Source organism: Paenibacillus sp. GL_099_B (genome assembly GCF_057835695.1).
Genome location: NZ_CM174430.1, coordinates 4,736,673 through 4,754,544, shown reverse-complemented (window position 1 = coordinate 4,754,544; position 17,872 = coordinate 4,736,673). Strand labels below are relative to the sequence as shown.

At 46.0% G+C, this 17,872-nt stretch carries 15 protein-coding genes; 12 read left to right on the top strand and 3 right to left on the bottom strand.

The features are described from left to right. Positions 1 to 12: 12 nt before the first annotated feature. The 9 genes from nagZ to AC3ITG_RS21585 all read left to right on the top strand — a co-directional run bounded on the left by nagZ (position 13) and on the right by AC3ITG_RS21585 (position 11,524). Positions 13 to 1,674 carry a beta-N-acetylhexosaminidase gene (nagZ, locus tag AC3ITG_RS21625; protein WP_489251318.1) on the top strand — a complete coding sequence of 554 codons (1,662 nt, stop codon included), beginning with the start codon at positions 13 to 15 and terminating at the stop codon, positions 1,672 to 1,674. Positions 1,675 to 1,960: 286 nt separating this feature from the next. Beyond that, complete coding sequence (locus tag AC3ITG_RS21620; protein WP_489251317.1) at positions 1,961 to 4,222, top strand: stalk domain-containing protein; 2,262 nt, start codon at positions 1,961 to 1,963, stop codon at positions 4,220 to 4,222. A gap of 389 nt (positions 4,223 to 4,611) precedes the next feature. After that, positions 4,612 to 5,076 (top strand): Fur family transcriptional regulator, encoded by a 465-nt coding sequence (locus AC3ITG_RS21615; RefSeq protein ID WP_063565677.1) that lies wholly within the window; start codon positions 4,612 to 4,614, stop codon positions 5,074 to 5,076. A gap of 2 nt (positions 5,077 to 5,078) precedes the next feature. Further along, entirely contained in the window at positions 5,079 to 5,330 is a 252-nt protein-coding gene (gene yidD, locus AC3ITG_RS21610; protein WP_024631022.1) for a membrane protein insertion efficiency factor YidD, read from the top strand. A 391-nt stretch (positions 5,331 to 5,721) separates the two neighbouring features. Continuing rightward, positions 5,722 to 7,791 (top strand): methionine--tRNA ligase, encoded by a 2,070-nt coding sequence (metG, locus tag AC3ITG_RS21605; RefSeq protein WP_489251316.1) that lies wholly within the window; start codon positions 5,722 to 5,724, stop codon positions 7,789 to 7,791. A gap of 313 nt (positions 7,792 to 8,104) precedes the next feature. After that, positions 8,105 to 9,094: a metal ABC transporter solute-binding protein, Zn/Mn family gene (locus AC3ITG_RS21600; RefSeq protein ID WP_413372431.1), complete on the top strand. Its 990-nt coding sequence runs from the start codon at positions 8,105 to 8,107 to the stop codon at positions 9,092 to 9,094. Positions 9,095 to 9,149: 55 nt separating this feature from the next. Beyond that, positions 9,150 to 9,908, top strand: a complete 759-nt coding sequence (locus tag AC3ITG_RS21595; RefSeq protein ID WP_053784393.1) for a metal ABC transporter ATP-binding protein — start codon at positions 9,150 to 9,152, stop codon at positions 9,906 to 9,908. 50 nt (positions 9,909 to 9,958) lie between these two features. After that, positions 9,959 to 10,762, top strand: a complete 804-nt coding sequence (locus AC3ITG_RS21590; RefSeq protein WP_489251315.1) for a metal ABC transporter permease — start codon at positions 9,959 to 9,961, stop codon at positions 10,760 to 10,762. Positions 10,763 to 10,810: 48 nt separating this feature from the next. Beyond that, positions 10,811 to 11,524: a cytochrome c biogenesis CcdA family protein gene (locus AC3ITG_RS21585; RefSeq protein ID WP_024631017.1), complete on the top strand. Its 714-nt coding sequence runs from the start codon at positions 10,811 to 10,813 to the stop codon at positions 11,522 to 11,524. Between the two features lie 143 nt (positions 11,525 to 11,667). Here AC3ITG_RS21585 and splB read toward each other — a convergent pair whose 3' ends face one another. Then, positions 11,668 to 12,738, bottom strand: coding sequence for a spore photoproduct lyase (gene splB, locus AC3ITG_RS21580; protein ID WP_413372429.1), 1,071 nt, complete (start codon positions 12,736 to 12,738; stop codon positions 11,668 to 11,670). 231 nt (positions 12,739 to 12,969) lie between these two features. Between splB and mntR the strand changes: the two genes are divergently transcribed. The 3 genes from mntR to AC3ITG_RS21565 all read left to right on the top strand — a co-directional run bounded on the left by mntR (position 12,970) and on the right by AC3ITG_RS21565 (position 16,289). After that, entirely contained in the window at positions 12,970 to 13,398 is a 429-nt protein-coding gene (gene mntR, locus AC3ITG_RS21575) for a transcriptional regulator MntR (RefSeq protein ID WP_063565683.1), read from the top strand. Between the two features lie 207 nt (positions 13,399 to 13,605). Continuing rightward, a complete protein-coding gene (locus tag AC3ITG_RS21570; RefSeq protein ID WP_413372428.1) occupies positions 13,606 to 15,204 on the top strand; it encodes a family 10 glycosylhydrolase in 1,599 nt (532 codons plus the stop codon). An 83-nt stretch (positions 15,205 to 15,287) separates the two neighbouring features. Beyond that, positions 15,288 to 16,289, top strand: a complete 1,002-nt coding sequence (locus AC3ITG_RS21565; RefSeq protein WP_413372426.1) for a patatin-like phospholipase family protein — start codon at positions 15,288 to 15,290, stop codon at positions 16,287 to 16,289. Positions 16,290 to 16,357: 68 nt separating this feature from the next. On the opposite strand, the gene AC3ITG_RS21560 is transcribed toward AC3ITG_RS21565, so the two are convergent. Continuing rightward, entirely contained in the window at positions 16,358 to 16,690 is a 333-nt protein-coding gene (locus tag AC3ITG_RS21560) for a hypothetical protein (RefSeq protein WP_413372425.1), read from the bottom strand. 5 nt (positions 16,691 to 16,695) lie between these two features. Next, complete coding sequence (locus AC3ITG_RS21555) at positions 16,696 to 17,688, bottom strand: DUF1385 domain-containing protein (RefSeq protein ID WP_413372424.1); 993 nt, start codon at positions 17,686 to 17,688, stop codon at positions 16,696 to 16,698. Positions 17,689 to 17,872 lie beyond the last annotated feature (184 nt).

The following is a 17,872-nucleotide window of genomic DNA, read 5'->3' as shown; positions in this document are numbered from 1 at the left end:
GGGGAGGAAAGCATGCGTATGAATTCGATCGATCAGCTTTCGTTGGAACAGCGGGTAGGACAGATGTTTATGTGTGGATTCCATGGACAGCATGCGGATGAACAGGTCAATCGACTGATCCGTGATTATCATGTCGGAGGCGTCATTTATTTCAGACGGAATGTGGAAAGTGTAGACCAGATCAATCGACTGTCTGCCGACTTGCAAGCAATTGCCGCTGAAGCCGGGGATTTACCTCTGATGATCTCCGTGGATCAGGAGGGCGGGATGGTGGCCCGGATTGACAAAGAGGGAGTGACCCAGGTACCTGGAAACATGGCGCTTGGAGCAACGGGTAATCCGGACTATACCCTTGAATGCGCACAGATTCTAGGTCAAGAGTTAAAAAGCATCGGTATCGATATGAACCTCGCTCCAGTGTTGGATGTGAATAATAACGCTCTTAACCCGGTCATCGGCGTGCGCTCCTATGGCGAGAATGCGGAGAGCGTAGCTTCTCACGGTGCAGCAGCCATCAAAGGATATCAATCCCGAGGCGTTGCTGCAACAGCCAAACATTTTCCCGGACATGGAGATACAGCGGTGGATTCACATCTCGGTATGGTCACTGTACCTCATGAACGTAACAGGCTGGATCAGGTGGAACTTCTGCCGTTCCATCGCGCTATTGAGGCCGGAGTGGATGCCATCATGACTGCTCACGTCATCTTCCCGGCGATTGAACCGGAGCCGATTCCAGCTACATTGTCCCGTAAAGTGTTGACGGGGCTGTTACGCGAAGAAATGGGCTTTGACGGCATTATTATTACAGACTGTCTGGAAATGCATGCGATATCCAAGCCATATGGTGTGGCCGAAGCAGCCATTCGTGCCGTGGAGGCAGGTGCTGATCTAATTCTGGTCAGTCACACACTGCAAGATCAAATCTCTGCTGTGGAAGCCGTTGTGGAAGCCGTTCGCACTGGGCGAATTGAAGAAGCTACCATTAATCAGGCATTGGAACGTATTATTTCTTGGAAGACAGCGCGTTGTGGTCAGTGGGTGCATACGTTTGTTTCCATGGAAGAAGATGATGCTGGACCTGATGGATCTGATGAGGATGGGAGCACTTTCCCAACAAAAGAGAAGGATGAGTTATCAAGGTCGCTGGCCTCCATCGAATCCAAGTTGGATGAGATTGCCTCCAATAGCATTACTGTGGTTCAGAATGATGGGTTGCTTCCCTTAGACCCTGAGAAGAATGTCTATGTCATCTGGCCTGAAGTTGTGCAACGGACAGAAGTGGATGAACCATGGTCTCACACAGATTCACTTGGCGTGGCGTTATCGAAGCTTAGAGCCGGAGTTCGGGAGCACAAAATAACGACACAGCCGTCTTATGATGAAGCGGACGAGATACTGAAGAATGTGTCGGAGGAAGATCAAATCATCGTATGTACTTACACTTCGGCAGGCCATCTTCCGAAAGGGCAACATCATTTGGTTCAAAAACTTAGTGAGAAGTACTCCCTGATTGTAGTTGCTCTGCGTAATCCATATGATCTATTGGAGATTTCGACGCCGGGAAGTTATATATGTACGTACGAGAACACTCCTGCAGTGGTTCGTGCATTGTCTCTCGTCTTAACAGGTGAATTGCAGCCAACAGGACGCTTGCCCGTCAGTTTGCGTTAAGCAAATTCGAAAACTCTATATCTCTAAATCTCTCTGTGGCATGGTGCTTATTCAACCATGTCTTGGAGGGATTTTTTTATTGTGATTTGCGGCGGATTTTAATACAGCTTGCACTCCAAGTCGAAGGTGTAATAGATAACTATTTTCATAGTATTTTCGCTCTATTAAATGTTTACAATTCTTATCAAATATTTTTAGCAACTTTTCCCGGTAGTAAGCGTCTAATAGTATGACTTTTTGAGGGGGATATTTATAAAATGGGAGCAGAAGGAGCCAAAGACAAAGAATGAATTTGAAGAAGAAATTATCCATACTTACCGCTTTAGCTGTATTCCAAGCGTTTGCAGCGATTCCAGCGAATGCACTAGCAGCCGATCAAAGTGATACAACAACAACAACAAATACAGCCAATGTTAAATCCGTGGAGGTTTTGAAGAAAGAACAAACGATCGCGGAATCGGATGTAAAGTCCGGGTCAGATACAAAACAGCCTGATAATAATGCAGTCGAAGGAACAAACCCGGTAACAGATGAACCTACAGGTACAGATGTTACTCCGGTTGACCCTAATACAGACCCTGCTGATGAAGAGGATGCAGGCGAGGAAACAACAGTTCCAACGGCTCCAGTTGAGGTTGAGCAACCATCTACAAGCGGTCAATCTATAGCCGGAAGTAAAGGCGGAGATCTGACACTTTATATGAACAGCAACAAAATGGTGCAAGACGGCAAAACATATCTTGCCGGACAGCCGATGGCTGTTAAAAATGGCGTATCTTATGTAGCGATCCGCGCACTGGTTGATCGGGTTGGTTATGAAGTGAAATATGACAATACAACCAAAGAAACCATTATTATTAGTGGCGAAGATGAGCTTCGCTTCAAAACGAATAGTAGCATTTACACTGTTAACGGTGAATCCAGAACGATGAAGGGCCCTGCCTATCAACAAAAAAATACGTTCATGGTGCCACTGACGTCGATTACTCAGGCACTCAACATTACTTATAAAGTTAATCAGTCTGCCAAGACTGTTGTACTGAACTTGAATACCAAACCGGTAGCCAGCTTCACGGTGCAAAAAGAGATTTTTGCAGGAGACACGGTGACATACAACACTAAATCCAGCTCTCCCAAGGGACTGGACATCGTAGATGAGCGTTGGACTGGCCGTCAGGATTCGTTTGACCAACCAGGTACATATACGGTTACGTATGCTGTCCAGGATTCGAGCGGACAATGGAGTGACCCTTACTCTGTAACGATTCAGGTACAAAAACCAAATCTCCCTCCTGTAGCGATGTTTACGACAGACAAGGAAGAGTACAAAATGGGTGAAAAGATCACGTACATTGATCAAAGCACCGATGATGAAAATGCCATTGTGAAAACCGAATGGGAAAACAATGCTCTGGCATTCTTTGTTCCAGGACCAAAGACAGTAACGATTACCGTTACGGACAAACATGGTGCTAGTAACAGCTATACCAAGAATGTCAATATCACAAATGAAACACTGTATACTATCTCTGATTTTAATCAGTTGTTCACGCCGGTAGGTGATAAGTTCAGCTTCAACGGCAGTGAAGTTCCTGCCATTGAGAAAGTTCCGTACACTTATTACGATGAGCAAAGTGTGCTGATTCGCAGTAACAGCCCGGAAACCGTTAATTCGGAAGGGATTGTGTATAAAGAATCTTCAATCGGTCAGACCCGTTTCATGATTCACCATGTAAATAACACCGGCAAAAACGTGAAAATGTACGTTGTTGCTACGAATAATAATATGTACGCAGCAACATTAGAGCAGCAAAATATGGGCTTCGCGGGTCCTTCGCCATTCGCAACAGTAGCCGGAAGGTTATCAATTGAGCGTTGGTTCCAGTCCATGCAAGATGGCACTGGAAAGTTGAATGTTGTGCTGCAGCCAGGAGAGAGCAAATTGATTCTTACTGAACTCAATGCTCTTCCTATGAAGCAAGGGCAAGTTATTTCACTGTATTCTGATGCTTTCAGCGACTACAGGCTGGATTACAACATTATCATGATCGAAGAAAATAAAGATCCGATGGCTGTATGGTCCACACTGCCTGTTCTGGATCGTGATGGTGTGCACAACCGTGGTACGTATCCGAATGCAACACGTGTCATTACGTATGACCAAGAAGTAGGTTCGAAGCCTGCTCGTCTGCCACTTGGGGATAATGCAAGTGACCCGAATCTGGTCGGCACAGACCCTATGGCCTATACGGAAGCTTCTAACGCGGGTAACTTCGGCGTACTTTACAAAATTACACTGAACAATGTGGCTCCGCGCACGCTGATCTCATTCAACCCTCGTGGGGGTAGATACTCGGGTGTGGCACTCGTTAATGGTCAAGTTGTGCAGATTTCGAATGGCAGCAAATCGTTAAGTGCACCAAATGAACAAAGTGTACTCTATCGCACAGGTTCGTACGGCGAAGCTGTAACGATTGTGTTCTCGGCGGCACCTGGAAGCAATCTTCCTGTCAACTTGCTGTTCACACCGCTTCCGACAGAGAAGTAATTGTTTCACCTGTCACCTGGAACGGACGGTTTGGTGTGAAGTTATATGGTATTATCCTGTCACCCCCAAAGTCGCCCGAAGGATTGATCATCTGAACCGTCAGAAGATGGAGTTGTCCCCAAGTCATGCAATTGACGGGGACAGCTCTTTTTTTGTCCAGCTTGTAATTAGCGGTATCCAAGCGCTTTCGTTGACTATGAACTTCATTTGAGGCATTATTAGTAGTATATAAATCAAGCATAAGTATCAGCATTTTGCATAATTTGATCCACAGGCTAACGGGTACAATACCTAGACGAATAAAACCATTTCGATCTAAGTATTGCTGAATTGAAGTCGCTCTTTGGGATTTATGCAGAATGCTCGAATGACAGGAGGTGCTTTAGATCATGCTGTCGACAGAACAGATTATTACTACCATGTCCTCGCAGGGGCTCCGCATTACGGATCAGCGGAAGACACTGGCCCGGTTATTTGCCGAATCCCCTGGGTATTTGACACCCAAGGACGTCTATGAATATATGGGTAAAACTTACAGCGGACTGAGTTTTGACACGGTGTACCGGAATTTGCGTGTCATGCAAGAATTGGGTGTGCTGGAGCAGGTCATCTTTGAAGATGGGGTGAAGTTCAGAGCACATTGCAGCGAGGATCACCATCACCATCATATGATTTGTCTGAAATGCCAGAAGACATATCCAATCGTTTTTTGCCCAATGCAGCTTGCAGATGCGCCTGAGCAATTCCAGGTCGTCGATCATAAATTTGAAGTTTTCGGGTACTGTAAGGACTGTGCCGAACATGTGCCAGCCAAAGTGTCATCCGGACATCAGCACACTCACGGGAAGCACTGACGATGAAGTTATCTCGCAGACTGGTTCAGGCTCCCATTCGGGTGTATCGCAGCTATATCTCTCCATTGAAGCCGCCGACATGTCGTTTCTATCCTACATGCTCGGCGTATGCGATGGAGGCGATTGAGGTGCACGGTGCGTTCAAAGGATCGCTGCTTGCGGCAAAACGTATTGCGAAATGTCATCCGTTTCATCCAGGCGGAGTGGATCTGGTGCCACCGAAGGCTGAAAAGTCTGTCATGGTATCCGATTAACGATCCAATGGTCGTTTTTGCCGGTTTGAGTTGATTTAAGATTGCTGTCCACTTGACAAAGGAGGCAGTATTTCAGTATATTTTTCGTATAATGATTTCCAGTGAAGGGATAAGTACAGACACACCCCCAGTGCAGAGAGCCGGATGAGCTGAGAACCGGTCTGGGAGGAGGATGGAATATGGTCCCGGAGGAACCTCTTTCGAGCGTGCAGACGTTGATTAGAACGGCTGTCGTAAGGCTGAGGCGTGATCCAGCGTTAATGGGCGGTCGAAGGACCGGCAGAGCCTGTGGTTTGTGAAAAGCACGGGGAATTTGGGTGGTAACACGTGAGAGCAACTCTCGTCCCATATAGGGACGGGAGTTTTTTGTGTTCTTTTTTAGACAAATGCAATGAAAAAGCAAGACCATATGAAGGAGGAGAAGTCATCTATGGCTGATCAAAAAACATTTTATCTGACAACACCGATTTATTATCCGAGTGACAAACTGCATATCGGGCACGCGTACACGACTGTGGCGGGTGATGCCATGGTTCGTTACAAACGTCTGCGTGGTTATGCTGTTCACTATCTGACAGGAACCGATGAACATGGGCAGAAGATTGAGCGCAAGGCACAAGAGAAAGGGCAGTCACCGCAGGCTTTTATAGACGACATCGTTGTTGGAATCAAGGAACTGTGGAACAAACTGGACATTTCCAATGATGACTTCATTCGTACGACGGAGGAGCGCCACAAAACGGTGGTTCAGGATATCTTTGACCGTTTGCTGAAACAAGGGGATATCTACAAGGGTGAGTACGAAGGCTGGTACAGTATCCCGGATGAGACCTATTACACGGAAACCCAGCTGGTTGATGTGGAGAAGAATGACAAAGGCGAGATTATCTCGGCTAAAAGTCCGGATAGCGGGCATCCGGTGGAACTGGTAAAAGAAGAATCCTATTTCTTCCGGATGAGCAAGTATGCTGATCGTTTGCTGAAATATTACGAAGAAAATCCCGGTTTTATTCAGCCGGAGTCCCGCAAAAATGAAATGATCAACAACTTCATCAAGCCAGGTCTGGAAGATTTGGCCGTATCGCGGACAACTTTCGAATGGGGCGTCAAAGTTAAAGGCGATCCGAAACACGTTATATACGTATGGATTGATGCGTTGTCTAACTATATTACAGCTCTGGGCTATGGATCATCCGACGAATCGCTTTACAACAAATTCTGGCCTGCGGACGTGCATCTGGTAGGGAAAGAAATTGTTCGATTCCATACGATTTACTGGCCGATTATGCTGATGGCGCTGGACCTGCCTTTACCGAAGAAAGTGTTCGCTCACGGTTGGCTGTTGATGAAAGACGGCAAAATGTCCAAATCAAAAGGCAATGTCGTTGACCCGGTAACCTTGATTGACCGTTATGGTCTGGATGCACTGCGTTATTACCTGCTCCGTGAAGTTCCATTTGGTTCAGATGGTACATTTACTCCAGAAAGCTTTGTAGAACGTGTGAACTCCGACCTGGCAAATGACCTTGGAAACCTGTTGAACCGTACGGTAGCCATGGTGGACAAATATTTCGAAGGCAAAGCGCCTGAGTTTACTTCTGGTGTGACCGAATTTGATGCATCTCTTGAAGAAGCGGGTCTTGCTGCTGTGGAGAAAGTGGAGCAGGCAATGGAAAATCTGCAATTTTCCGTAGCGTTGACAGCGATCAGTCAGTTTGTTAGCCGCAGTAACAAATACATTGACGAGACTCAGCCTTGGGCTCTGGCTCGTGATGAAGCGAAACGCAACGAACTGGCATCGGTAATGTCGCATCTGATTGAAAGCTTGCGGATTGCTTCCATCCTCTTGCAACCGTTCCTAACACGCGCTCCGCGCAAAATCTGGGAACAACTCGGCATTCAGGAAGGTGAACTGACGGCTTGGGATTCAGCGAAGCAATGGGGTGTTATTCCGGCTGGCAACGCTTTGCAGAAGGGTGATCCGATCTTCCCACGTCTGGACTCTGAACAGGAGATTGCTTATATTGCTGAAGCGATGACTGGAGGCAAAAAAGCTGAAGCGCAGCCTGAGGCAGCTCAAGCTGATGCTGGAGGCTCTTCTGAAGCCGCTCAACCCGTCTCAGCCCCAGAAGGCAAAGAAGAGATCGGTATTGATGATTTCGCCAAAGTGGAATTGCGTGTCGCTCAAGTTATTGCCTGTGAACCGGTCAAGAAAGCCGATAAATTGCTGAAGTTGCAGCTGGATCTGGGCTATGAGCAACGTCAGGTTGTATCGGGAATCGCGAAGTTTTATTCACCTGAAGATATGGTTGGACGCAAAGTCATCTGTGTTACTAACCTCAAGCCTGTGAAATTGCGCGGTGAACTGTCCCAGGGCATGATCCTTGCAGCATCCCATGGCGACCAGCTTACACTGGCAACGGTACCGGATAATATGCCTAATGGTGCACAAGTGAAATAAGACTTTGAACGTGCAACCAAGGATTTGATTTATATAGTTGTAATAGAAGGTGGCTCGATGAGAATCGGGTCACTTTTTATTTTGGGATGAAATCGGATCTGATGTGAAGAAAACAAGCATATATTGTTATGAACTCCGTGCTCAAGGAAAGAATGAATAGGACAGAGTGGCTTGACAAGTTCGAGCAGGTTACCTATAATTCTTTCAGTAATGTTTACGATTAAGAGATGCGGAGTGAATACTAGTGAAACTTTATAATGGAAGAAATCTAGACCAGGTAAACCGGACTCTAGCGACAAGTAGAAGAAGGCATATGAAATTGTTGCTAAGCGGTCTGCTTGTTCTTAGTTTGCTCATATTGTCGGCATGCGGTCAGAATAATTCGGAGAGTGCCAAGCTGGTGGAAGGCAAAGTGAATGTGATTACGAGCTTCTATCCTGTCTATGCTTTTACTTCGACAATTGGCGGGGAAGATGCGAATGTCATTAATTTGCTGCCAACAGGTGTTGAACCACATGACTGGACGCCGAAGAGCCAAGATATTGTGAATACATCCAAAGCGCAGTTGTTTCTATACAATGGTGCAGGTCTGGAAGGATGGGTCCCCAACTTCTTGAAGTCACTGAATAGTGATACCAAGGTGAAGTCGGTTGCAGTAAGCGAAGGGGTTACTCTATTGACTGCTGAAGGTGATGATGGACACGGTCATGGTGAAGAACAGGTGGATGAACATAGCGACGAACATGCAGATGAAGCTAACGTAGAGGACATCGCAGACCATCATGTGGACCCTCATACGTGGGTAAGTCCAAAATCGGCAATGGTAATGGCTGAGAATATCAAAAACAGTCTGGTTGAAGTAGACCCTGCACATAAAGAAGGATATGAACAACGTTACGAAGAGCTACGGACCAAGCTGGAAACACTGGATCAGCACTTTACGGATGAATTGTCCAATGTACCCAACAAGGAAATTGTCGTATCACACCAAGCCTTTGGGTACCTTGCACGTGATTATGGGTTGACCCAGCATGCCATTATGGGACTTTCTCCAGATGCGGAGCCTACAGGTCAAGATATTGTGAAGTTGGCCAAGTTGGTGAAGGATGAAGGGATTAAATACATCTTCTTCGAAGAGCTGGTATCTGACAAACTGGCGAAAACCCTTGCCAATGAGGCGGGTGTAGAGACTATGGTCCTGAATCCGGTAGAAGGTTTAACCAAAGAACAGGCTACCAACGGGGATGATTATTTCACCCTGATGGAGAAAAATTTGCAAAATCTGCTGATCGCATTAAAATAAGATAGACTGAAGGATTCGTTTGCAATCCTTATATATAATGAAGGGCGGCTTTGCCATGCAGCAAATCATGCCATTGTGTCATGATCCAATCATAGAGATCGAGAAACTATCATTTTCCTACGGTGACCAGCGAGTAATTGAAAATCTCGATTTTATGGTCCAGGAAAGGGATTTTGTCGGAATTATCGGTTCAAACGGGGCGGGCAAAACGACATTGCTACGGATGTTGGTTGGACTCTTGCCTCCAGCCGAGGGAGATATCAAGCTATTCGGACAATCGATCCGCCGATTCAAGGATTGGGAACGGATTGGTTATGTTCCGCAAAAAAATGCGTTCAACCCATTGTTCCCTGCGACGGTACGGGAAGTCGTGATGTCCGGCTTGTACAATAACAAGAATATGTTCCGCCGAATGTCTCGTAAATGTCAGCAGCAGTGCACAGATGCCCTACAAGTGATGCGGATTGAGGATCTGGCGAACAAACGGATCGGACAACTGTCCGGCGGACAGCAACAGCGTGTGTTTTTGGCACGGGCGCTTATTAATCACCCTGATCTGTTGATTCTGGATGAACCGACGGTGGGTATCGACGCTGAATCCCAGGCCAGTTTTTTCGAACTGATTACCCATATGCATGAACACCACCGGATGACATTCCTGATGGTATCACATGATATGGACCGGATGGAGAGTTATCTCGGTTCCAAAGCAGCGGTGACAAACGGAAAAATTCATTTCCATGTCCGTCATTCCCATGAGGTGGAAGATTGTGCAGAGACTAATTTGCAGCATACCACCACCCAGGTACGTTAGACGCGAGTGCGCAACCAGATTAGAGCAAGGCCGAAGGAGTCGTGTGTGTTTTGGAAATTTTAATGAGTGATTTTTTTCAGCGGGCGCTGGCGGGGGGATTACTAATCGGCATCACCGCACCGTTGATCGGATTGTTTCTGGTGCTGCGCCGTTTATCCATGATCGGGGATACCCTGTCTCATGTGACTATTGCCGGGGTTGCACTCGGATTCCTGATTGAAGTTTATCCGATTGCGGTGGGGCTTATTTTCGCCGTGCTCGCATCATTTGCGATAGAGAAATTACGTAAGGCGTACAAGAGTTACGCCGAGTTATCGATCGCGATCATCATGTCCGGTGGAGTAGCGCTGGCTTCGTTGTTCTTTACGCTGGGCAAAGGATATAATACAGATGTTATGAGTTACCTGTTCGGCAGTATTTATACACTGGACTCTACGGATTTGAAGCTGGTTGGTGTGGTCACGTTGATCGTGGTCATCGTTGTAGCGCTGTTACATAAGGAGTTTTTCCTGCTCAGCTTTGAAGAGGATGCCGCAGCGGTTACAGGGTTGCCTGTGAAATTGCTTAACATGCTGATTACGGTGATGACAGCCCTTGTCATTAGTACGGCGATCAAAATCGTGGGCGCATTGCTGGTATCGGCATTGCTTACCATTCCGGTAGCTGTAAGCTTGCTGATGGCACGAAGTTTCAAATCGGCGATTATATTGTCCGTGGTGGTTGGCGAAATTGCCGTGGTCATTGGACTGGTTGTGGCCGGGATATGGAACCTTGCACCAGGAGCAACAATTGTACTTTTGCTTATCATGATGCTGATTCTTACGATGATTGGAAAAAAAGGGTTCCGAGCCTAAGTCTGAACGTGAGCAAGTGAGCCCCCAGGGAAGGGAGACATCCGCTTCATGCCTGATGTTAATGTGTGGCTGGCTTTTGTAGCAGGATTAGCTTCGTTTATATCACCATGCTGTCTTCCGCTGTATCCTTCGTATCTTTCCTACATTACGGGGATGACGGTACAACGGTTGAAGGATGAACGCAATCAGCGTGAAGTTCGCTTCAAGACATTGACTCATACGCTGGCGTTTATTTTGGGCTTCTCGGCTGTGTTTTATTCGCTCGGGCTGGGAGCCGGATTGTTTGGCCAATTTTTCAATGATAACCGTGATCTCATTCGTCAATTATCCGCGATCTTGATTATGTTAATGGGTTTATTCTTGCTTGGTTTGTTCAAACCTCAGTTTCTGATGAAAGAGCGCAAGATGGATATGAAATGGAAACCAGCGGGTTACTTGGGCTCATTTATTTTTGGTATTGGTTTCTCGGCAGGTTGGTCGCCTTGTATTGGACCGATTTTGACAGCCATCATCGCGATGGCTGCGAGCGAACCAACAACCTGGTTGGCTTTGATTACAGGCTACACGGCCGGATTTGCGTTACCGTTTTTCATTCTGGCCTTTTTTATCGGTTCTACACGATGGATTTTACGTTATTCCAATATCATGATGAAAGCCGGGGGCGCATTAATGTTGTTCCTCGGAGTGCTGTTATTCACAGATCAAATGACGAAAATTACGATCTGGCTACAGCAAATTACACCAGACTGGATGATTATATAGCACAGCAACGAAGCTTTTTGTTTTACTCAAGGGTTATTTTAAATAAGAACAAAGCAGGCTACATGGAAACCAGAATGATTCTGGGCTCATGTAACCTGCTTTTTTAATCAATGGCTCTTTAATATAAGGTGTCATCCCTACGCTTAAGTGAAGTAATCAATGTTGGCTAGTGGGAAATGCTCAAAAATGCGCTCAGTAATAAACTCGCGCAGGGCATCCTGCTGATCATCCTTATACACATATTTGTACTGGCCCCAGCGGCCCCATTTCATTTTCCGCTTTTCGATATCCATCTCCAGCTTGGTTTTGGGGTAGCGCTTCTCAATGGTGGCTTTTGCCGTTTTGGTAAAACGGTGCTGGATCATTTCAAAGGTTAGATTCTTGGTTGCTTCTTCAGGAAGTGTATCGGCAAGCTTGTGTAAAAGCTCGCTATATCCTTCTTCCCATCCGTCGTACCACATAATTGGGGCAATAATGAATCCGAGCGGATATCCGGCATGAGCTATTTTGCCTGCGGCTTCAATACGCTCTTCAAACCGTGAGGTGGCTGGCTCAAAATTTTTGATCACATAATCGGAATTCACGCTGAAACGGATACGAGTGTGTCCGTTATGCTTGATGTTTAATAAAGGATCTACATGATGGTATTTGGTAACAAAGCGAAGTCGTCCGTGCTCCTCATCCGCCATAAAACGAATTAGGTCACCGAGATTTCCTGTAATATGCTCCAGACCTACGGGATCAGATGTACAGGCTGCTTCAAAACGGGTAAGTTCAGGTGCACGTTCCTCAATGTATCCCTTGGCGGCCTGAATGATTTCTTCGGTGTTTACATATACACGGACATAAGGCTTGGCCCCAAGTGTCGTTTGAAGATAACAATAATGACAGTGGCCCATACAGCCCGTGGAGATAGGAATGGCATATTCGGCCGAAGGCTTCGATTGGTCAAACTTGAGTGTTTTACGCACGCCGACGACAAGGGTACGCTTGGCCATTCGGTATTTTTCCTGTTCTGTTTCACCAGGGAGATTGGTGATTCGATTATGGGATGTCGTCATCTGATATGGAATATCCCTAGAGGTAACCCATTCCATAATCTGTTTACCTTTCTCATATTCCAACGCACCGGGTTCAAAATACACCAAATCGGGAATAAAAGGTTTAGTGCCTTTTGCTTTGCGAACGGGTGGATGTGCGACACTTGTACTCACGTAATCACTCCTTTCATACGGAACCATGCTTAGTTTGCCTCGTTTCGGGATAAGTCACCATTGCCAATACTTGCGTAATGGAAATGGTATTTGAGCCCGGAGAAGTGTTTTATGGAGAGTAAATAGTGAATGAATTGTGCAGGACTTGCCAATGCGTATTGATAACATGTATCATTATAAGATAGGGATCAGGCAAGAATATTGCCGGTCAGAGAGAAGAGAGGGAAGCAGATGCCAACGCCCAGTATGGAAGATTATTTGGAGCGTATATACAAATTAATTGATGAAAAGGGCTATGCTCGTGTGTCTGATATAGCTGAAGGTTTGGAAGTACATCCTTCATCGGTGACGAAGATGATCCAAAAGCTGGACAAAGACGAGTACCTGATCTATGAAAAGTACCGCGGGCTGGTGCTTACGCCAAAAGGCAAAAAGATGGGCAAACGATTGATGGAGCGCCATCATCTGCTTGAACAATTTTTGACGACGATTGGTGTTCAGGAAGAAAATATTTACCAGGATGTTGAAGGGATTGAACACCATTTGAGCTGGGATTCCATTACCTGCATCGAATCTTTGGTTGAATATTTCCGCCAGGATGAGAATCGATTGCGTGATCTTAAAAGTATACAAGATGTCATGAGCAATACAGAATCTTAAGTTTTCAAAGCCAGACTCACCTGAAAAATTACAATGAATATCCATTCAAAATCAGAGGATGCACCTGCCGCTAAAACGGTAGGGAGCGTCCTTTTTCTTTTTTTGACCAAAATTTGGCGATTATTCGCAACTTAACAATCATTAGGAGCGTCTATTAAACTAGCAGAATTTGCCGCGAATTTATAATTATTTTGGAGGATTGCACTGATGAAGCTTCGTAAAGGATTCATCCTGCTGCTCATTTTTGTTCTGGGTTTACAAACATCAGGACTGACGGCGCAGGCAGCTAGTCAAAAGGAAATTGTTATTTATTTGGATGGTCAGCTTTTGGAGTCGGATGTTTCACCTTACATTTTGCCCAAAGTAAATGTAACGATGGTCCCCCTACGTGTCATTAGCGAAGGACTGGGGGCATCTGTGCTTTGGTCACAGGCTACACGCACGGTTACAATCAAGAAATCCGATTCAGTCATTACAATGACGAGTGGACGCCAGCAGGCAACGGTGGATAGTGCCGTGGTTGATCTTGATGCATCGGTAGAACTGAAGCAAGGCCGTGTCATGGTACCGATTCGATTCGTCAGTGAGAACTTGGGTATCCAGGTCACCTGGAACCAGTCTGAGCAGACGATTAATCTGACCACTGGTAATGCCCCTAATCCTACTCCAGTGACACCAGCAGAACCTGGAGGAACGGGAACTACGCCAAATACGGATGAGATGCGAGGAGCCTGGATTTCGACCGTAAACGGAGACTGGCCTTCATCTAGTGCCAAAGGAAATGTAGAAAAACAAAAGTTGGAGTTCATTCAGCAGCTTGATACGTTGAAGGATATGGGTATCAACGCCGTATTTGTTCAAGTGCGAGCCAGCGGTGATGCAATCTATCCATCAGGTCTTGTACCGTGGAATAGTGTGCTGACAGGTACACAGGGGAAAGATCCCGGGTATGATCCACTTGCATTTATGATCGAGGAAGCTCACAAACGTGGCCTTGAGTTCCATGCCTGGTTCAACCCGTTCCGGGCTACCAATTCGGCAACTACAACCGGGCTTGCAGCCAATCATGTATCCAAGCTTCATCCGGACTGGATTGTTAATGCATCAGGCAAACTGTATATTAATCCAGGCATTCCGGAAGCGAGACAGCATATTATTGATTCCATCATGGAAGTGGTTAATCAGTATGATGTTGATGGGGTACATTTGGATGATTACTTCTATCCTTCCAATGTAACGTTTAATGATGATGCGGCTTTCAAAGCATACAATACGTTGAATACGAGTGACCGTGCAGAATGGCGCCGGGACAACATCAATCAATTCGTCAAGCAGCTCGGAGAGAGCATCCACAAGGTAAAAGCTGGCGTTCAATATGGCATTAGCCCATTTGGTGTATGGCGTAACAAATCGGTTGATATGACAGGTTCTGATACAAAAGCCGGAGTAACCGCTTATGACAGCATGAATGCGGATGTGCGGACGTGGATCAAGCAGGAGTGGATTGACTATGTTGCACCCCAAGTGTACTGGAGCATGACACTAAGCGCAGCACGATATGACAAGGTGGTTGACTGGTGGGCCAATGAAGTGGCTAATACTGATGTGAAATTGTACATTGGTCACTCGCCTTATAAGCTTGGCACACCGGAAATTGGGTGGCAGACATCCCAGGAGATCATTGATCAGCTTATATATAATGAGAAATATGATACGGTGAAAGGGGATATTTTCTTCAGCTCACAATACCTGACGAAAAACCCGCTTGGCTTGATTGCCAAATTAAAAGCCTATTATGGACTGTAAACATTTTAACGTAATATGACCAACCCCTGTTCTCATACAGTGGCAGTAGTAGCATGGACTGCCTGGAGAACGGGGGTTTTATTGTGTTGATTAATGGAGTATTTGAAGGTGGCGGCGTAAAGGGAATTTCGCTTGCTGGCGCCGTAAAGGGTGCAGAGGATCACGGTGTTGAGTTCAATCGCGTGGCGGGCACGTCATCGGGTTCCATCGTAGCTGCTTTGCTGGCCGCGGGCTATTCGGCGGAAGAGATGAAAGGCATTATCGAGAATACGCCATTTGCTTCGTTGCTGCGACGTTCTCCCATATTTGATACCAAGTGGATTGGACCCGCAGCAAGGCTATTTTTGAAGAAAGGACTATATTCCGGGGAAGCGCTGGAATGCTGGATTCGGGATATGCTGAAAAAAAAAGGGGTGCGGACGTTTGCTGATCTGCCTCCAGGTAAGTTGCTAATCATTGCATCCGACATTTCCAATGGCACCATTTTGGTGCTTCCAGACGATATCAAACGATTCGGAATTGATCCTTCGAAACTGGAAGTAGCCAAGGCCGTACGTATGAGTTGCAGTATCCCCTATTTCTTCGACCCGGTTGCCATTCGCAAATCCCCGATCCTGTCCAAAGGATTACGTTTTGCGGACCAGTTTGTTTACATCGTCGATGGAGCATTGCTGAGCAATTTTCCGCTCTGGTTGTTTGATGGAGAGCGTACAGAACGTGGAGGAGATCTCATCCCTGTAGTCGGTTTTAAAATGGTTGGAAAAACCGAAGGAGAGCCAGCTAGAATCAGAGGGCCTCTAAGTATGCTTCAGGCATTGGTTGAAACGATGCTTACTGCTCATGATGAGCGATATATCGAACAGGTTAATCGATTCCGTACTGTGAAAATTCCTACCCTTGGAATTAAACCTACAGAATTTCACCTTTCCGTACAGGACAGTACAGCTTTATATCAATCTGGGGTAACCGCCGGTACTGAATTTTTCAGTGGATGGAATACCAAGATATATGGTGAGCAGCTGGACAAACAGAGACGAGAACTGAGAAAGAAACAAGCGGAAACACCACCTCTGACTCCTGTATAAAAATGAAAAAGCAATTCTCCGCATGTTTGGAGAATTGCTTTTCTGTGTGTTTCGCCGATATCAGCGCTTTAGTGATACTTAGGTACGTCTTCATCACTTTTACCCTTTTGTCCCTGAATCACTTGGAAAGGATAATCTTTGCGTTTTTTGGAAGAACCGCTACTTTTTCGGGCACCAGACTGTGCATTAACTTTAGCCATGGTTTTAGCCGATGGTTTAATCTTCGGTGATGATGTCTTGCGTGCCCAACGGCGGGGCGGATATTTATAGAGCAGGAACACAACTCCGAACACGACGAGGGGGATGATAATTTGGGATAAACCTCCACTTCCCAGCCTAGTCAAGATTCCAATAGCAGCGAGTGCGATGAACGTCCAAAATAGGATTGCCTGCTTCTTCATATCATTCACCCTTTCACAGGATCAAGTGTTGCAACAGGAACTTCCGACGTGGCCGAAACGTTTGCGAGTTTGGCATCCAATTCACGCATACGGTTAAACGAAGCAATGGATACTTCTACCTGTTCATTCGTTGGCTCTTTGGTTGTCAGCAATTGCAGCCACAACCCTGGGTATCCGAGATAACGAAGTACAGGGATGTCACGTACCGAGTTGGTCATCTTCAACAATTCGAATGAAATACCGAGTACTACTGGCAACAACAGTAACCGCTGTCCCATACGTTCCCAGAGGTTATCGTATGTGAAGAGCGAGTACAAAAATATGCCGATAATGACAGTCAGCATAATAAAACTGCTTCCGCAACGGTAATGCAGACGGCTATACTTCTGCACATTCTCTGGTGTAAGTTCTTCTCCGGCTTCATGAGCACTAATGACTTTATGTTCTGCACCGTGGTATTGGAACAGCCGTTTAATCATCGGTGTCTGGGAAATCAGCCACAGATAGGCAAGCAACAGAATCAGCTTAATTCCGCCTTCCAGTAAATTATGCAAAAACTGATTGTCGAATGCATTTTTGAATAGAAAATTCTCAATAACAACCGGCAACAATGTAAGCACAATTTTACCAAAGAGGAACGAAAGGATAGCTACTGCGGTGACGCCGATAATCATGCTAAGGCTCCAACCTGAGCCTTCTTTTTCTTTTTGCTTTGTTTTTTCTTCGGGTTCCAGTTCATCATCAGCATATGCGTCAGCAGAATAATTGAGATGTTTGCTTCCTTTGACGCTCGAATCTATAATGCTGACAATCCCGCGCAGTAGTGGAATCCGCCGCAATTTCATGACCCAGGACTTGTCTTGCTTGGGAACTTCCAGATACGTAATTTCGCCGTCTTTTCTTCGCACAGCTGTAACGTTGACATGTTTACCGCCGAACATTACGCCCTCAATGACAGCTTGCCCCCCGTAGCTGACAGGCTTGGATTGTTGAGGCAAATTATTCACCTTCCTATTCTGTTCTAGGCCTTCATGGTCGAAGGCAGTTTAATAACCCTATTGTATCGAATTTTGAGAGCAATTTCTAGTTTACGAGTCGATCCAAGTGCGATGTTGTTAACTTTGTCCTGATTTGTACATACTACCCGGTAGAGTTAGGACGAAAATGGAGATTTATTCGCAG